The sequence below is a fragment of the Salibacterium halotolerans genome, from assembly GCF_900115625.1.
Taxonomy (GTDB): domain Bacteria; phylum Bacillota; class Bacilli; order Bacillales; family Marinococcaceae; genus Salibacterium; species Salibacterium halotolerans.
Genome location: NZ_FOXD01000004.1, coordinates 97,717 through 114,507, shown reverse-complemented (window position 1 = coordinate 114,507; position 16,791 = coordinate 97,717). Strand labels below are relative to the sequence as shown.

The following is a 16,791-nucleotide window of genomic DNA, read 5'->3' as shown; positions in this document are numbered from 1 at the left end:
CTACAATTCCGGCTTGGCTTTATGGTGTCCGGCAGCCTGCTCATAAGCATGGGCGGCGCGGTAAACAGTGCTTTCTTCAAACGGACGCGAAATAATCTGCAGCCCGACCGGCAGTCCTTCCGAGAATCCGCACGGTACAGAAATCGCCGGTACGCCGGCAAGATTGACAGGAATCGTCAGAATGTCGTTGGCGTACATCGTGAGCGGATCATTTACTTTCTCGCCGATTTTAAAGGCCGTTGTCGGCGCCGTCGGTCCTACGATGACGTCATATTTTTCCAGAATCTGATCAAAGTCCTGTTTGATCAAGGTACGGACTTTTTGGGCTTTCTTGTAGTACGCGTCGTAATACCCGGAACTGAGCGCAAACGTACCGAGCATGATACGACGTTTTACTTCGTCGCCGAACCCTTGGCTTCGTGTTTCTTTGTACATGTCGATAAGGTTGTCCGCTTCACTTGCACGCACACCGTAACGGACACCATCAAAGCGGGCGAGGTTAGCCGAAGCTTCCGAGGAGGCAAGCAGGTAATAGGCGGCCACTGCGTACTGCGAATGCGGCAGGGAGACTTCCTCCCATTCCGCTCCCTGCTGCTCGAGGACCCGCAGTGCCTCAAGGACACGATTTCGTACATCTTCGTGAACCCCTTCTCCGAGATATTCTTTCGGCACGGCGATTTTCATGCCTTTCACATCTCCGGTGAGCGATGACAGGTAATCCGACACGCCGACATCGGCGGACGTGGAATCTCTGCGGTCATGACCGGCGATCTGCCCGAGAACGAGCGCGTTATCTTCCACGGTATTCGTAAGCGGACCGATTTGATCGAGTGAGGACGCGAAAGCAATAAGTCCGTAACGCGATACCCTTCCGTACGTCGGTTTCAAGCCGACAACGCCGCAGTAGGATGCCGGCTGGCGGATGGAACCGCCGGTGTCGGATCCAAGGGAAAAGCTTACTTCTCCGGCCGCCACGGACGCCGCCGCGCCGCCGCTTGATCCACCCGGCACATAATCGGTATTCCATGGGTTGCGGGTGCTGTAGAAACCGGAATTCTCATTGGAAGACCCCATGGCGAATTCATCCATGTTCAGCTTGCCGATGGTGAGAGCTTCCGCCTTTTCCAGCCCGTCCATGACGGTGGCATTGTGCACCGGATCAAAGTTCGCCAGCAGCTGACTTGCCGCGGTCGTGCGGAGTCCATTGGTAACGATGTTGTCTTTGATGCCGGACGGCAGTCCGAAAAGCAGACCGCGTGTATCTTCTGTTCCGAGCGCTTCGTCCATTTTCGCCGCCTGGTTTCTCGCCGCTTCTTCATTCAGGGAAAGAAACGCCTGTACTTTGTCATCGACTTCGTTGATGCGGGAAAACGAAGCATCAACAAGCTCAGATACTTTCAGTTCTTTATTGTGGAGCTTTTTATGTATCTCAGAAAAACTTTCTTCGAGAATCGACATTCTGTTTGTCCCTCCTTTACTCTAACACCGATGGTACTTTCACCTGACCGTCTTCCTGATCCGGCGCATTCTTCAACGCGTCTTCCCGGTCGAGCGACGGGCGTTGTTCGTCTTTGCGCAGCACATTATGAATATCAAGGACGTGTGTCGTCGGCTCTACATCCTCTGTATCCAATTCATTCAACTGCTCGGCAAATTCAATAATGTTATCAAGCTGTTCGGTAAACGTATCGACTTCCTCTTCCGTTATGGAAAGTCTGGCCAGATGCGCCACATGCTTGACCTGATCTTTAGTAATCCGTTCCATGATCTGTCACCTCCGCTAAAACAAATCTTCACAATACCTAGATGATACCAAATAAGGCAGCGACGGGCAACGCATGCCCGTTTTCCCCCTTAATACATATGGGTGAATGATTCTTCCCCTACATCTTTAACAATGAGAGCTTCCTGCCCTTCCGACGAATTGATCCGGACTTCCACATCCAGATTAGGAAAATGCTGCTCGACTTTATCCGTCACGTGCTGAGTAAATGCAATAACTTCTGTCTCATTGTAAAACGTGATAGGAATATCGACTGTCAGCTCCCGCCATTCATCGTTTTGGTAGTACCCCTCTCCAACAACACCGACAAAATTCTCGAAAAAGGCGTTTACTTCATCTCTGAACTGATTGAACGCTTCGGAATCCTGGCGGTGATTCTCGTTTGCCTCGGTAGAAGGAAACAGCACGTAATCCTCATTTAAATTCTGCCAGTTTCCTACACTTTCACCGGGAGCGGCGGTGCCGGTCGCGATAAAGTTTCCGGGAACACTAGACTCGCGGGGAGCTTCCCGGAACACGGTAAACATAATCGGGATATCCTGAAGGGCGCCGTTCTGCCTGTCTTCACTGCGTAACCTTTCGAGTATCTGAGAAGCCATGTTCCGGGCTGCTTCCATACTCTGCTGGCGGCTGATGGATTCCTCCAGCCATGGCCCGTATGTTCCGTCTTCATTTTCCTGCCGGAAGTAATAGATGCTGTTCATCGACAGACCGATGACCATGCCGCCGAGCTCGAGATTCCCGTTATTGTTTTCGACCATGTAGTTATGTTCAATGATATTCGAGAGCGGGCGGGGATTATTTCGTTCGCGCGCTTCAAAGTTGTCAGCATCCGCAAGCGGCGGGTTGAGACCCGCCTGATTGTCTTCTGCCTGTCTCATCAGCCAGCTGTTCAGTTCACTGCTTGAAATAAGCTGACCAGCACGGAAAAAATAATCTTCCTGGCTGAACTCTTGGGCAGCCAGTTCCTGCATACCGGCCGACATTCGTTCAAGATCCATCCGGTTGTACATCACATCGCGGTGGAACGTCCGCGCCGCTCCGCTGATATACTGCCCGTCCTGCAGCACGCTACGGTAATAGTTATCGAGACTGGGGACTTCCGGACTGACTTCCACCGTATCTTCCTCTGTTGTCTGTTCGTTCTCTTCGGTCTCCACCCCTTCTTCCTGCTGATCCGGCTGCAGACCCGGAATACAGCCGGTCAGCAGAAGAAACGAGGCAGCCATCAGAACCCCGGTTTTTCTCCACATTGTTCCATCTCCTCATTTATCTGAACGTCGTCTCGTTCTCCGGTTTCCATCTTACATGATGATGGCATGTTTATCCAGCGCTGCTGTCCCAAAAAAATTCAGGAGTCGATTTCTCTCAAAAAAGCGGCTTCGTCCCAGATATCCACTCCGAGCTCTTCTGCTTTGCTCTGTTTGGATCCGGCGTCTTCTCCCGCCACAACAATATCGGTACTCCGACTGACACTGCCGGTGACTTTGCCGCCGAGTGCCTCGATTTTCTCTTTGGCTTCATTCCGGGTCAGCTGTTCCATCGTGCCGGTCAGCACAATCGTTTTGCCGCTAAGCTGGGAATTACCGGACACCTCTTCTTTAGCGGGTCCTGTATACTCCATATTCAAGCCGAGATGCTGGAGTTCGTCCACCAGTTCATTCACTTCCGGCATATCGAAATAACGGACGACGGCTTCTGCCATTTTGTCTCCTATTTCATTAACCGCGAGCAGGTTCTCTGTGTCCGTTCCACGCAGATTGTCCATCGTGCGGAACTCCTCTGCCAGAGTGCGGGCGGCTTTCGCTCCAACAAAGCGGATGCCCAGACCAAACACGAGCTTTTCCAGGGAATTCGCTTTGGATGCTTCCACCGCATCCAGCAGGTTCTGAACGGACTTTTCCCCCATGCGTTCCAGCTTCAGCAGTTCTTCGCGCTCCAGTTTGTACAGGTCGGCAATCCCGGTCACGAGATTATGGGAAAACAGCTGTTGAATCACTTTTTCGCCGAGTCCGTCAATGTCCATAGCATCCCGTGACACAAAATGAATGAGTCCTTCCTGGATTTGAGCGGGACACTGCGGGTTAATGCAACGCAGGGCGACTTCCTCTTCGAGATGAACGAGCTCGCTGCCGCAGGCCGGGCAGGTCGATGGCATGGAAAATTCCTCTTCCGTGCCGTCACGCAGGTCGTCAAGCACTCGTACAATCTCCGGAATGATATCCCCCGCCTTTTTCACAACGACCTGATCTCCGATTTTAATATCTTTCTCCCGGATCAGGTCTTCGTTGTGCAGAGAGGCGCGCTGCACAGTGGTGCCTGCCACCTGTACCGCATCGAGAACAGCGGTCGGCGTGACAGCCCCTGTCCGGCCGACAGAAAGGATAATATCACGGAGCCGGGTTACTTTCTCTTCCGCCGGAAACTTATAGGCAACCGCCCAGCGCGGACTTTTGGCGGTAAATCCAAGCTCGTCCTGCTGCTCGAGGCTGTTGACCTTTACGACGATGCCGTCGATTTCGTAAGGCAGGGAATTGCGGTGCTCCACCCAGCCGTTCACAAATTCGATCACTTCTTCTATGTCCCGGCACCGACGGCTGTTTGGATTTGTCTTGAAACCCAGCTTCTTCATATACTGGACCGCTTTGTAGTGCGTGTCGATATTCATTCCGCCGTCGCCTGCGATGGCGTAGGTGAAAATGTCGAGGTTCCGGTTGGCTGCAATCTTCGGGTCGAGCTGGCGGAGAGAACCGGCGGCAGCATTTCTCGGGTTCGCAAACACCGCCTCGCCATTTTGCTCTTTCGCTTCATTCAGCCGTTCGAAGGAGCGTTCCGGCATAAACACTTCGCCGCGCACTTCGATATCCACTGCTTCCTGCAGACGAAGCGGGATAGAGCCGACCGTTTTCAGGTTGTTCGTAATATCTTCCCCGGTCGTACCGTCGCCCCGCGTGGCCCCCCGGACAAAACGTCCATTCTCATAAGTTAATGATACGGCGAGACCATCAATTTTCAGTTCGCATACGTAATCCAGCTCTTTGCCGGCTCCCTGTCGCGCGCGCCGGTCAAAATCGCGCAGATCCTGCTCATGAAACGCATTGCCCAGGCTCATCATCGGAATGCTGTGCTGGACTTTGACAAACGCATCGAGCGGCTCTCCGCCGATCCGTACGGTAGGGGAATCCGCGGTCTGAAGATCCGGGAACTGCTGCTCCAGCTCCAGCAGTTCCGACAGCTTCTCATCGTATTCGGCATCCGGAACGATCGGATCATCTAATACGTAATAGTGGTATCCGTATGTCTCGAGACGGTCACGGAGTTCGTTGACACGTTCTTGGGCTTTCGCTTGATCCATCACTTTCTTCCTTTCTGCCTGCTACACTTTTGTAATCGGAGCGAATTTGGCGTACAGCCGCTTCACGCCTTCTGTCGGAAAGGCGATATCAAGCTCGATGTCTTCTCCTTCGCCGTGGAGACTGACGACCGTACCGGTTCCCCATTTCCCGTGCTGTGCTTTGTCGCCGACCTTCCAGTCGTACTGGTTTCCGCCTGCGTCCGCTGAAATAGACCGTCCTTTTGAAGGCTGCATGGCTGCCTGTCTGCGGCGCTCAAACGGCGAATTATTTTTGTTCTGTGAGCCGCTGTTCATCCAGTCGGGCTTGTCCTCTTTTTCCCGGTCGATAACATCTTCCGGGAGCTCTTCGATAAACCGCGACATCGGGTTTACCTGCGTACGTCCATACAACTGGCGCATATTTGAATGAGTCAGATGAAGTTCCTGCTCCGCCCTCGTAATCCCGACATAGGCAAGCCGGCGTTCTTCCTCCATCTCCTCCTGTTCAAACAGGGAACGGCTGTGGGGAAAGACACCTTCTTCCATCCCGACAAGAAAAACGAGCGGAAACTCAAGGCCTTTGGCGGAGTGCAGTGTCATCATCGTGACGGAGCTCTCCTCTTCTTCCTCATCCTGATTCATATCTGCAACAAGCGCCAGATCGGTCAGAAACGCGATGAGCGAAACGTCGTCGTTTTTCTTCTCAAAGTCCTGTGTTACCGACATGAATTCATCGATGTTCTCCAGTCGGCTCTGTGCCTCCAGCGACTTGTCTTCTTTCAGAGAGTCGCGGTAGCCTGTCTTTTCAAGGAGTTCTTCCACGAGTTCTGTGACACTCAGGTATTCCTGCATCTGAATCCAGTGCCCGAGCTGTTCAGCAAAAGCATTCAGCTTTTTTACCGGGGCGGAACCGAGGCCGATTTGATCTGCTTCCTGAAGCGCTGCAAACATGGAAATATCGTGGGCATCCGCATACGCACCGATTTTATCGACCGTCGCAGCTCCCAGACCCCGTTTCGGCACATTGATAATGCGCCGGAGGCTGATGTCGTCGTCGGGATTGGCGACAAGCCGGAGGTACGCCAGCACGTCCTTGATTTCTTTACGGTCGTAGAACTTCGTGCCGCCGATCATATTATAATTCACATTGGACTTCAGAAACATTTCCTCTATAATCCGGGACTGGGCGTTCGTGCGGTACAGCACGGCGGCATCGGAGTAATCGAACCGTCCGCTCTGCACCGCTTCCCTGATCCGCTCCACGATATAGGCTGCTTCCTGGCGCTCATCCGCGCCGCAGAAGTAATGAATACTGGCGCCGTCTTCGTTTTCAGTCCACAGCTTCTTCGGTTTGCGGCCCATATTGTTCTGAATCACATGATTGGCCGCCTTCAGAATCGTCTGCGTCGACCGGTAATTCTGCTCGAGCATAATCGAGCGTGCGTCTTCATAATCCTGCTCAAACGACAGAATGTTTTGAATGTCGGCCCCCCGCCACTTATAAATGGACTGGTCGGAATCCCCGACGACACAGATGTTGCGGCGTTTTTCGGCCAGCAGATTAACGAGCACGTACTGGGCCCGGTTCGTGTCCTGATACTCATCAACATGAATATACTGGAACTTGCGCTGGTAAAACTGGAGAACTTCCGGAACCTGGCGGAACAGCTTGATCGTCTGCATGATCAAATCATCAAAATCGAGCGCATGGTTGGAACCGAGACGCCGCTGGTATTCTTTATAGACATCCGCCGCCGTCTCTTCAAACGGACCCTCGGCGCGTTCTGCCAACTTCTCCGGCGGTTCGAGCACGTTCTTCGACGAAGAAATCATGCCGAGCATGCCGCGGGGATCGAATTTTTTCGAGTCGATGTTGCGGTCTTTCAGAATCTGTTTGATAACAGACAGCTGGTCGGATCCATCAAGTATCGAAAAGTTGCGGTTAAAGCCGATACGGTCGATATCGCGGCGCAGAATCCGTACACACATCGAATGAAACGTCGACATCCAGATATCTTCCGCCGCCGGTCCGACAAGCTCCGCCGCCCGTTCTTTCATCTCCCGGGCCGCCTTGTTGGTAAAGGTGATCGCAAGAATCGAAAAAGGCGGCACACCTTTCTCCCGGATCAAATAGGCCATCCGGTGGGTCAGCACTCTTGTCTTCCCGCTTCCTGCCCCCGCCATGATTAACAGCGGTCCTTCCGTATGCTGGACCGCTTCCCGCTGCTGGGGATTCATTCCGTTAAGCATTTTTTCCACGATTTGTCGCTGCAATCCTTCCACCACCTGTGAAACGTATGTTCGATTCTTTCATTATACGTTATTTCATTTATTTGCGCTACTATTTTTGACAGCATTAACGGTAGACAGCGCTGTGTTCAGATTTTCATACACGATATTTCCTACAATCACGGTATCAGCATCTGCTGCCATTTCCCGGGCCTGCTCTGCCGTTCGGATACCACCGCCGTAGAACAGGCGCGCCTCTTCCAGACTTTCTGCCGCCGCCTTTACAACCGACGGATCTCCGTACATGCCGCTGTACTCGAGATAAAACACAGGCAGATGAAAAAGACGGTCGGCCATGAGCGCTGCCGCCCGGACGTCTTCCTCGTCAAACGACGCATCCGCTTCGGTTAATGCCGCTGCCTTGGCATCCGGATTTAGAATGCAGTACCCTTCCGCAATGATGGTATCCCAGTCCATGAGCATACCGTAGTCTTTCAGCGCCTGATGATGAAGTCCGGTTACCCAGCGTGTATCCCCGGCATTCAGGACCGTCGGAATCAGAAAATAATCAAAACCCGGAGTTACCGCCTCAAGCGTCGACACTTCCAGAGCGCAGGCCACCGCGTACCGGCGGACTCTTGATAACAGCGCCAGTGTGTTGTCGAGGGTGACACCGTCACTTCCACCGACAATGACCGCGTCCGTTCCTGATTCGCAGATTTTTTCAAAGGAGATGTCATCGATCTCCCGCGCCGGGTCCAGTTTGAACACGTGGCGCCATTCTGTATAGTCAAGCATGGCTGTTCCTCCACTTACGTCTAATTCCTTTTCCAACATCTAATTATAGCAAAAACAAAAGGCTCCCTCAAAAGGCCGATCGTCCCTGTTCCGCGCTTATCTATCTCGAATAATCCAGCAGTGCCGCCGGTTCATTTTTAAAAACCTCCCGGGACGCTTACGCTTTTCTAATAAAAAAACTGTCTTCAAGATGCAGCGTCCCACCTTGAAAGACAGTATGTTCTATTGCTGCTTTTCCTTTTTTTCCTGTTCGCGTACACGGTCGAGTGTCAGCTGGTAGCTGTCATTGCCGAAGTTAAGGCAGCGCTTCACCCTGGAAATGGTAGCCGTGCTGGCTCCTGTCTCTGTTTCAATCTTATGATAGGTATGCCCGTGCTGAAGCATCCGCGCCACTTCCAGCCGCTGGGCGAGCGACTGGATTTCATTGATGGTGCACAGGTCATCAAAAAATTCATAGCATTCTTCTACACTCTGCAGAGACAAAATGGCCCGGAACAGCTGATCCAGTTCATTCCCTCGTAATTTATCAATCTGCAATGGGATTACACCTCGTTTTCTGCGAATACTTGGACGGACTCTGGTAAAAACCGTTACGATTCGATACCTTCCACGCTTTCTTCCAGACCCGGAGAGGCCGGTATCACATTAATCCACGTTTTTCCGGGTTGAAACGGAACTTTTTCGCCGTTCTTATACGGAAGAAGCCGTCCTCCCTCGTTTCTCCATTGTACCTCCAGTGCTTCGCCATGCTGCAGCAGCAGACCGGAACCGCCGTCTTCGATATTAATCTTCCGGCGGCCGGCTTCATCGACGACCCGGTGCGGAGCTTCGATAATAAAGACATTGGAGGCTTCTATCTGCTCCGCCGCTTTTTCCCCTGTAAACGCGGTATTGTCACTGGAACGCTCGTAAGTTCCGTCCTCTTGGTTATATGAAAATTGTACAACATATTTATCGCTGTACCAAACGGAAACGTCTTCGGCCGGGGCAGCGGACGAAGCGGAAAATCCGTCTTTTTTGTAAAAATTGGCCGGGACGTCTTTTTGCAGTTCATATCCCTTGTTTTCGAGCCCGCTCACCGCATCCTCATAATCTATGTAGGAGTTATGAGGCGCCCTTCTTTCATTTGACCTGTGAAAAAGAGTACCGTCATAAAACAGGCCGTTTAAATAAGGCACACCGCCCGACTGCAGCATCCGGCGGGCCCCGGGACTCCAGCCGTGGGCTACATACATCGCATCATAGCCTTCTGCCAGGTTGACAAAATAATCTCTTGCACTGCGGACCGGACCGATCTCTTCGGGATGTGCGCTTTGATAAATCGCGAGAAACCGCGTCAATTCCCCTTCCGTCAGCGCTTCATACACAATATCCGCGTCCGCCAGACCTGTCTGCGGCCTTGCGTCGGGATGATTGTTGATCATAACGGCAAGGGGCCGCTCAGGCGGTACTTCATTGGTCCCCTCGCCGGTCAACGGTTCCACTGCTTCATAATATGACTCTTCCTGCTTTGGTTCCTTTACAGATTCCTGCTGATTATCAGGCTCCTGCGATACCGTTTCCTGTTCCGCGTCCACGCCTTCTATTTCCGTCGTTTCGTTTTCAGTCGAAGTCTCCTCCGGAGCGCATCCGCCTGCTGTAAACACACACGCGGCCAGCGCCCCGGTCCAAATCATTTTTTTCATGGGACTGCCTTCCTTTTTTCTTATGCTTTTTTCTTTAGTTTACCGTACATCAGCGCATAATCGAAGGAAAGAGTACCGTTTTTTTGTGTACATCGAAAATTCCCTTCTGGGTAATCCGGATATAAGGCAGATGGGTGGACGAGAAAAAGAGCATGCTGTAGACCGGATCTTCGTGAGGATAACCGCGTGCTTTCAGCGCCTGATCCATCCGTTCGTGCTGTTCGATGACATTGCCCATCGGCTCAAGGGACATAGCGCCGAACAGCTTCAGCGGAATGCTTTCAATCACCTGTTCGTCTTCCACAAGAAACATGCCGCCGTCATGATTTTTCAGTTCATTGAATGCTTTTACCATATCTTTTTTCTTTTTACCGATCAAAACAATGTCGCCGGTATTGGAGTAGGTGGTGGCAAATCCGCCGATACTCGTGCCGAACCCTTTGATCACCGTATTGATGCGCCATTTGCCGAAGCGGTCAAACATGACGAAAAAGCACTGGTCATGGTCTTCATTCAACTCATCGGTTGTTACATCAATTGTCATTTGATATGGCTTCAGAATAACAGAATTGACGAGCTCGATTCCCATCGGCATCGAAAAGTGAAGGTCTTCCTCGCGCAGGTGCCAGTCGATCATGAACGGATGCACCCCGTAGGACGACCATTTGAAATCGCGCGGCGGATAATGGTTCTCTCCGTCTTTTAGAATCCAGCTTCCTTTCGCCATAACAGCTTCCGGAACCGGGTTCTGCGGGCTCTCAAGAATATTGAGGTGTGCGATGCGGCCGGGCGCGATCATGCCGATTTCGTCATCAACCCCGAAATGGCGGGCGTTGTTGTAGCTTCCCATCTCGTACGCTTCAATCTCCGGAACACCTTTTTCCAGCGCGATCGCAATGGTTTTATCAATGACGCCTTGTTTGTAAAAGGACGGCGTCGACCCGTCGGTATTGAAGGTAAAACGGCTGAAATCGGTGATGCCTGCTTCCAGCAGTTCCTCAAGAATCACCGGAAGGTCCGGCCGGATGGATGAATAACGAAGGGACGTTGTCATACCGGCATCCAGGCGCCGCAGCGCTTCTTCGCCGGTCATGGCTTCGTGGTCTCCGGTCACGCCGAGCAGCGCCATCTGATTGATTGTACGGGCGGAGGCACCGGGCAGGTGGCCTTCAATCGGTTTGTTCAGTTCTTTTGTGTACTGCATCCAGTGCAGCACGGTATCGTCCCCGGTCATTACTTTCGGCCAGGATGTCAGCTCGCCGCCCTGAAGGACGAGAGGATGCTCAAGCCACGCCTTCATCTGGGACGGTGAAAAAATCGAGTCTTCTTCTTCCAGTTCGGTCTGCGCATCGTATCGCGCCCACCAGAACATGGACGTCGGGAGCTGATTGAGATCCTCAACTAGTGTAAGCGCTTTCTCTTTTTCAATATTTAAAAAGAAAAACATGTTGTCATTCACCAGCGTAGTCGTTCCACGCAGGGATGCATACTCGGCCAGTGTATGGGGATTATATAACTGAAACGGATGAGCATGTGGTTCAATGTAGCCCGGAACGACATATTTCCCGCTGCAGTCCGTAATGTCAGTGTCTGTTGTAATGGCGGGCCAGTCTTTTCCGGCATATACAATCCGGTCTTCGTAAATCCAGATGTGTCCTTCGAGCCACGCTTTACGGGCGCTGCTTAAATACGTTGCATTCTGCAGTACTCTGCTCGGTGCCTTTTCCCCGCGCAATACGGAAAGGTGGCTCCGGAGCGTCTCTTTATCCCAAGGAAACAATTGCTGTGCAGCCAACCATTTCACCTGCTTTCTGTCCATCGTGTTTTGGTTATCTTATCGTATTCATTTATCCAGATTTTTATCCTCTATGCGTTTCTGGATACCTTTATTCTACCATGTTTTAGTTCGTTACTCTATAAAAGGAAAGTGACAAGAATTTTAACTTTCCGTAAAGAAAGGAGAATTAGGTATGCGCCCTAATATCGGTATGACTCAGGCATTCTGCCGCATTGTGATTGGTCTGGTGCTTCTTTTCTGGGCCAATGCCCGTTCTTCGCGGGTGCGCCGGGAACCGGAGGATCATTTGATATGCCTGGTGCTCGGTGCCATGAAAGTCGCTGAAGGTATCACCCGGTTCTGCCCGACGATCAAGCTGTATGATATGATGACCGGAGACCGTCAGACCGCAAAAAACACACCGGAACATCATAACATGCATGAATCATAAGTCAAGTTGATGTTACGATTTTAACAAATGAAAACTGAATTTCATGCTGTTTTCGTAAATAATCTAACAAAAAATATTTGCGTTTTGCGGGCGGAATCAAGAGGAAAACGAGCGGAATATTGTCGATAGCGGGCGAAATTACGAAACAATCGAGCGAAGTTTTGTCGAAAACGAACGAAGCCCGGCATGAATCACTAAAATCATTAGAAAAAACGGAGCGGGATGTTGTCCCTGCCTCCGTTTTTTCTTGATTTTAAGATAATGCTTCGTTAGTCTTTTATAACGTTACGCCCTATATCGGTACGGTAAAAAAGGTTGGTCGTATCAAGGTCTTTCAGTTTCTCATAAACAGCGGTTTGGGCTTCTTGGAGCGTGGCTGCTTTTTCGGCGAGCAGCAGCACTCTGCCGCCGGCTGTGACATAAGTATCGTTTTCTTCCCCGGCTCCGGCAAAAAAGAGCAGATCGGAGTCCGGAACGTGAGTAATCGGAACGCCTTTATCATATGACCCGGGATAACCTTTGGACGCGGCGACTACGCCGAGAACCGCGTCGCCGGACCAGGTCAGGGAAGGACGACCGCCGTCCAGAAGCTCCGTCATAACCGATGCCAGGTCCGAGTCAAGACGCGGCAGCACAACCTGGGCTTCCGGGTCGCCGAAGCGGGCGTTGAATTCCACCACTTTCGGTCCGTCCACGGTCATCATCAGTCCCGCATATAAAATGCCGGTAAAAGAGCGTCCTTCTGCAGCAAGACCGTCCGCCGCCGGCTGCAAAACATCACGGACCGCCCGTTCGACGTCCACATCATCGAACTGCGGAACCGGACTGTAAGCGCCCATGCCGCCTGTATTCGGCCCCTGATCACCGTCAAAAGCACGTTTATGATCCTGCGCTCCGACCATCGGCACAACCGTCGTGCCGTGCACAAACGCCATCAGGGAAAGTTCTTCGCCTTCCAGGTATTCCTCGAGCACAACACTTGCCCCGGCTTCCCCGAATTTGTCATCGAGCAGAATATCGCGGAGCGCTGTTTTTGCCTCTTCTTTTGTAAAGGCGACGGTTACTCCTTTACCGGCAGCGAGACCGTCTGCTTTAATGACAATCGGAACACCTTCGTTTTCTACATGCCGAAGCGCCTCGTCATAGTCCGACGTCACCTTGTACGTGCCGGTTGGGATGCGGTGGCGCTCCATAAATGCTTTCGCAAAAGATTTGCTGCCCTCAATGGCGGCTGCTTCCTTTGTCGGTCCAAACACGGTGAGCCCGGCTTCCTGAAACGCATTGACGATCCCTTCCAGCAGAGGAGCTTCCGGCCCCACCACCGTCAGATCGATATCGTTTTTTGCGGCGAACGCCGTGAGACTGCCGGCATCCTCTTCGTTTACATTTACACATACAGCTGTCTGTTTCATGCCTGCATTCCCCGGTGCCGCGTACACGGTATCCACCTGCGGGCTTTCTGCAAACGCGCGGGCCAGCGCATGTTCGCGGCCGCCTCCGCCGACAATCAGCACGTTCATGAGTGCGACTCCTCCTTCGTTGTATCCCATCAGTGTTTAAAATGGCGCATGCCGGTAAAGACCATGGCAATGCCGAGTTCGTTGGCTTTTTCAATCGATTCTTCGTCCCGGATCGAGCCGCCCGGCTGGATAATGGCGCTCACACCGGCTTCCCCGGCCGCTTCCACTGTGTCTTTCATCGGGAAAAAGGCGTCGGAGCCCATGGCGCTGCCCTTGGCTTTCTCTCCCGCCTGCGCAGCAGCGATTTCAGCGGATCCGACCCGGTTCATCTGCCCGGCGCCGACACCTATAGTCTGCTGATCTTTGGCAAGCAGAATCGCATTGGACTTCACGTGCTTGACCACTTTCCAGGCCAGTTTCAGATCCTGCCATTCGTTCTCTGTCGGATCACGGTCGGTCACGACTTTGATATCAGCATCGAGAAACCCTAAGCGGTCTTCATCCTGAATCAAAGCGCCGCCGTGGATGGACGTAATCTGCGAGCGTTCACGCGGTGTTTCCTCCTCCATCGCAATTTTAAGAAGGCGGATGTTTTTCTTCCGTGTCAGAACATCGAGTGCTTCCTGGCTGAACGACGGCGCGATAATGATCTCGAGAAAAATCTCTTTTAACTGCTGTGCTGTCTGCTCATCCACTTCACGGTTGAATGCGGTAATGCCGCCGAAAATGGAGACAGGATCGGAGTCGTACGCTTTTTCGTACGCTTCTGTGATGGAGTCTCCAATTCCAACCCCGCATGGGTTCATATGTTTCACGGCAACGGCAGCGGGCATGCTGAATTCCTTGATAATATCAAGAGCCGCTTCGGCATCGTTGATATTATTGTAGGACAGCTCCTTGCCGTGCAGCTGGATAGCATTCGCAACAGAGCTCATCGGACCGATCGGCTCCCGGTAGAAAGCAGCCTGCTGATGTGGATTTTCTCCGTAACGGAGATCCTGTTTTTTCTCGTAAGTGACGGTGAATGTTTCCGGATACTGTTCACCGGTATGCTCGGTTAAGTAGTTGGCAACAAGCGCGTCGTAGGAAGCGGTATGGCGGAATACTTTCGCAGCCAGACCGGCTTTTGTCCCGTCTGCGGTATCCCCGTTTTCTTTGATATCATTCAAAATCGAATCGTAGTCCGCCGGATCGGTGACGACTGTGACATGTTTATGATTTTTGGCTGCTGCGCGCAGCATGCCCGGGCCGCCGATGTCGATGTTTTCAATCGCTTCTTCAAACGGCGTGTCCGGCTTTTCAATCGTTTCTTTAAACGGATAAAGATTGACGACGACGAGGTCAATCGGGATAATCTGATGTTCTTCAAGCTGCTTTTGGTGTTTCTCGTTGTCCCGCATAGCCAGAAGGCCGCTGTGAATATACGGATGCAGCGTCTTCACGCGTCCATCGAGAATTTCCGGAAACCCGGTGACGTCGGAAATGCCGATCACGTCCACCCCGCCTTCCTGCAGCACGCGGCTCGTCCCGCCTGTAGAGATAATTTCCACCCCGGCAGCTTCAAGCTGCTTGGCAAAAGGCAGGATTCCTTCTTTATTGGAAACACTGATGAGTGCTCGTTTGATGCTCATTGGTGCATCGCTCCTCCCTGAGATAATCGCTCTCTAAGTAAAAACTGAATCGTATCCGGATACAACCGATGTTCCACGGCCTGTACGGCTTTTGTCAATGAGGCGAGGGAATCGGACGGTTTCACAGCTACCGCTTCCTGGGCAATAATCGTTCCGGAATCCATTCCCTGATCGACTTCATGAACGGTAACGCCGGTCACTTTCACACCAGCTTCCCATGCCTGCTCCACAGCATTCAAACCTGGAAAAGCCGGAAGCAGGGAAGGATGGATGTTTATCATACGTTTTTGAAACGCCGTCAACAGTGTATCTCCGACAAGGCGCATATAGCCGGCAAGAACAATGAGGTCGACTTCCTTCTTCTGCAGCTCTTCCACAATTTCCTGCTCAAATGCAGCTTTGTTTTCATAGTTTTTCGGACGAAACGAAAATACCGGGATGTTCATCGCCTCCGCCCGCTCCACTACGCACGCGTCCGGTTTATCACAGACGAGCACGGCAATGCCGGCATCGATTCTGTTTTCTGCCGCTGCGTCGGCGACAGCCTGGAAGTTGGAGCCGCTGCCGGATGCAAAAACAGCCAGTTTCATTTATTCATCCTCCTTTACGAACTGCAGCCCGCCGCCGGATGTCACGCGTCCGATATGGTACGCTGTTTCCCCGATTGCTTTGAGAGAGGACAGCGCTTCTTCCTCTTCCCCGGCGTCTACCACGACAGCCAGGCCGATGCCCATGTTAAACGTGCCGAACATGTCTTCATCGGTCAGACTGCCATGCTTTTGAAGAAACGAAAACAGAGCTGGTGCGTCCCAGGAAGACAAATCGATGGCTGCCCCGGCTCCTTCCGGCAGCATCCTCGGAATGTTTTCGTAAAACCCGCCTCCGGTCACGTGGGCCATGCCTTTTACCGACACGCGGCGGCGCAGTTCCTGCACAGCCTTTACATAAATACGTGTCGGCTCCAGCAGTTCTTCGCCGAGCGGCCGCTCAAACGGCGCATACATTTCGTTCAGGTCCAGTCCCGCTTCATCGAGCAGTACTTTCCGGACGAGCGACAAGCCATTGCTGTGAATCCCGGAGGACCGAAGACCGAGCACGACATCTCCCGGGGTGATGGTTTCCCCGGTAATGAGTGATGATTTGTCCGCCGCCCCGACCGTAAAGCCGGCCAGGTCGTATTCGTGCGTGTCATACATTCCAGGCATTTCCGCAGTCTCTCCGCCAATCAGCGCGCAGCCGGCCTGTTCACATCCATCGGCGATTCCTTTTACGATGGCTTCAATTTTTTCAGGATCCGCCTTTCCACAGGCCAGATAATCGAGAAAGTAAAGCGGATCCGCGCCCTGCACGGCGATGTCATTGACACACATCGCGACCGCGTCCTGACCGATCGTGTCATGCTTGTCCATCGTGAAGGCAAGCATCAGTTTCGTACCGACGCCGTCTGTTCCCGACACGAGGACAGGGGAGTCGTAAGGGAGCGCGGACATATCAAACATGGCGCCGAATCCGCCCAGACCTCCCATCACTTCCGGACGCATCGTCCGCGCGGTATGCTGTTTCATCCTCTCTACCGCTTCATAGCCGGCCTCAACATCGACCCCGGCCTTTTTATAAGCGTCCGACATGGCGGCTGCCTCCTT

14 protein-coding genes are annotated in these 16,791 nt (G+C 52.5%); 1 reads left to right on the top strand and 13 read right to left on the bottom strand.

The genetic code is table 11. From position 1 onward, the window contains the following. The 9 genes from gatA to BM124_RS04945 all read right to left on the bottom strand — a co-directional run bounded on the left by gatA (position 1) and on the right by BM124_RS04945 (position 11,648). Positions 1 to 1,458 carry an Asp-tRNA(Asn)/Glu-tRNA(Gln) amidotransferase subunit GatA gene (gatA, locus tag BM124_RS04985; RefSeq protein ID WP_093335718.1) on the bottom strand — a complete coding sequence of 486 codons (1,458 nt, stop codon included), beginning with the start codon at positions 1,456 to 1,458 and terminating at the stop codon, positions 1 to 3. Positions 1,459 to 1,474: 16 nt separating this feature from the next. Then, on the bottom strand, positions 1,475 to 1,765 hold the full coding sequence (gatC, locus tag BM124_RS04980; protein ID WP_093335716.1) for an Asp-tRNA(Asn)/Glu-tRNA(Gln) amidotransferase subunit GatC: 291 nt from the start codon (positions 1,763 to 1,765) through the stop codon (positions 1,475 to 1,477). Between the two features lie 89 nt (positions 1,766 to 1,854). Beyond that, positions 1,855 to 3,036: a CamS family sex pheromone protein gene (locus BM124_RS04975; RefSeq protein ID WP_093335715.1), complete on the bottom strand. Its 1,182-nt coding sequence runs from the start codon at positions 3,034 to 3,036 to the stop codon at positions 1,855 to 1,857. A gap of 98 nt (positions 3,037 to 3,134) precedes the next feature. After that, positions 3,135 to 5,138, bottom strand: coding sequence for an NAD-dependent DNA ligase LigA (gene ligA, locus BM124_RS04970; RefSeq protein WP_093335713.1), 2,004 nt, complete (start codon positions 5,136 to 5,138; stop codon positions 3,135 to 3,137). A 21-nt stretch (positions 5,139 to 5,159) separates the two neighbouring features. Next, positions 5,160 to 7,367: a DNA helicase PcrA gene (pcrA, locus tag BM124_RS04965; RefSeq protein WP_093335900.1), complete on the bottom strand. Its 2,208-nt coding sequence runs from the start codon at positions 7,365 to 7,367 to the stop codon at positions 5,160 to 5,162. Positions 7,368 to 7,442: 75 nt separating this feature from the next. Then, positions 7,443 to 8,144, bottom strand: coding sequence for a heptaprenylglyceryl phosphate synthase (gene pcrB / locus BM124_RS04960; protein WP_093335712.1), 702 nt, complete (start codon positions 8,142 to 8,144; stop codon positions 7,443 to 7,445). Between the two features lie 222 nt (positions 8,145 to 8,366). After that, a complete protein-coding gene (locus BM124_RS04955) occupies positions 8,367 to 8,681 on the bottom strand; it encodes a YerC/YecD family TrpR-related protein (protein WP_093335711.1) in 315 nt (104 codons plus the stop codon). A gap of 53 nt (positions 8,682 to 8,734) precedes the next feature. After that, positions 8,735 to 9,829 (bottom strand): DUF3048 domain-containing protein, encoded by a 1,095-nt coding sequence (locus tag BM124_RS04950; RefSeq protein ID WP_093335710.1) that lies wholly within the window; start codon positions 9,827 to 9,829, stop codon positions 8,735 to 8,737. Positions 9,830 to 9,878: 49 nt separating this feature from the next. Then, the gene (locus BM124_RS04945; protein WP_093335708.1) at positions 9,879 to 11,648 is read right to left on the bottom strand and encodes an adenine deaminase C-terminal domain-containing protein; all 1,770 of its coding nucleotides are present in this window, start codon (positions 11,646 to 11,648) and stop codon (positions 9,879 to 9,881) included. Positions 11,649 to 11,799: 151 nt separating this feature from the next. On the opposite strand from BM124_RS04945, the gene BM124_RS04940 reads away from it, so the two are divergent. Beyond that, positions 11,800 to 12,057 (top strand): YgaP family membrane protein, encoded by a 258-nt coding sequence (locus BM124_RS04940; protein ID WP_093335707.1) that lies wholly within the window; start codon positions 11,800 to 11,802, stop codon positions 12,055 to 12,057. Between the two features lie 269 nt (positions 12,058 to 12,326). Here BM124_RS04940 and purD read toward each other — a convergent pair whose 3' ends face one another. The 4 genes from purD to purM are packed head-to-tail and all read right to left on the bottom strand — an operon-like array spanning position 12,327 to position 16,776. After that, positions 12,327 to 13,577, bottom strand: a complete 1,251-nt coding sequence (gene purD / locus BM124_RS04935) for a phosphoribosylamine--glycine ligase (RefSeq protein WP_093335705.1) — start codon at positions 13,575 to 13,577, stop codon at positions 12,327 to 12,329. A 29-nt stretch (positions 13,578 to 13,606) separates the two neighbouring features. After that, the gene (gene purH, locus BM124_RS04930; protein WP_093335704.1) at positions 13,607 to 15,148 is read right to left on the bottom strand and encodes a bifunctional phosphoribosylaminoimidazolecarboxamide formyltransferase/IMP cyclohydrolase; all 1,542 of its coding nucleotides are present in this window, start codon (positions 15,146 to 15,148) and stop codon (positions 13,607 to 13,609) included. After that, positions 15,145 to 15,738 (bottom strand): phosphoribosylglycinamide formyltransferase, encoded by a 594-nt coding sequence (gene purN, locus BM124_RS04925; RefSeq protein WP_093335702.1) that lies wholly within the window; start codon positions 15,736 to 15,738, stop codon positions 15,145 to 15,147. Before purN ends, purH begins: the two co-directional genes overlap by 4 nt. Further along, positions 15,739 to 16,776 carry a phosphoribosylformylglycinamidine cyclo-ligase gene (gene purM / locus BM124_RS04920; RefSeq protein WP_093335700.1) on the bottom strand — a complete coding sequence of 346 codons (1,038 nt, stop codon included), beginning with the start codon at positions 16,774 to 16,776 and terminating at the stop codon, positions 15,739 to 15,741. Between the last annotated feature and the right edge of the window lie 15 nt (positions 16,777 to 16,791).

Coding starts and splice junctions, on each gene's coding strand:
- purH (WP_093335704.1), bottom strand. CDS start 15,148: ATGAGCATCAAACGAGCACTCATCAGTGTTTCCAATAAAGAAGGAATC.
- purM (WP_093335700.1), bottom strand. CDS start 16,776: ATGTCGGACGCTTATAAAAAGGCCGGGGTCGATGTTGAGGCCGGCTAT.
- purN (WP_093335702.1), bottom strand. CDS start 15,738: ATGAAACTGGCTGTTTTTGCATCCGGCAGCGGCTCCAACTTCCAGGCT.
- gatA (WP_093335718.1), bottom strand. CDS start 1,458: ATGTCGATTCTCGAAGAAAGTTTTTCTGAGATACATAAAAAGCTCCAC.
- ligA (WP_093335713.1), bottom strand. CDS start 5,138: ATGGATCAAGCGAAAGCCCAAGAACGTGTCAACGAACTCCGTGACCGT.
- gatC (WP_093335716.1), bottom strand. CDS start 1,765: ATGGAACGGATTACTAAAGATCAGGTCAAGCATGTGGCGCATCTGGCC.
- purD (WP_093335705.1), bottom strand. CDS start 13,577: ATGAACGTGCTGATTGTCGGCGGAGGCGGCCGCGAACATGCGCTGGCC.
- BM124_RS04975 (WP_093335715.1), bottom strand. CDS start 3,036: ATGTGGAGAAAAACCGGGGTTCTGATGGCTGCCTCGTTTCTTCTGCTG.
- pcrB (WP_093335712.1), bottom strand. CDS start 8,144: ATGCTTGACTATACAGAATGGCGCCACGTGTTCAAACTGGACCCGGCG.
- BM124_RS04945 (WP_093335708.1), bottom strand. CDS start 11,648: ATGGACAGAAAGCAGGTGAAATGGTTGGCTGCACAGCAATTGTTTCCT.
- BM124_RS04950 (WP_093335710.1), bottom strand. CDS start 9,829: ATGAAAAAAATGATTTGGACCGGGGCGCTGGCCGCGTGTGTGTTTACA.
- BM124_RS04940 (WP_093335707.1), top strand. CDS start 11,800: ATGCGCCCTAATATCGGTATGACTCAGGCATTCTGCCGCATTGTGATT.
- pcrA (WP_093335900.1), bottom strand. CDS start 7,367: ATGCTTAACGGAATGAATCCCCAGCAGCGGGAAGCGGTCCAGCATACG.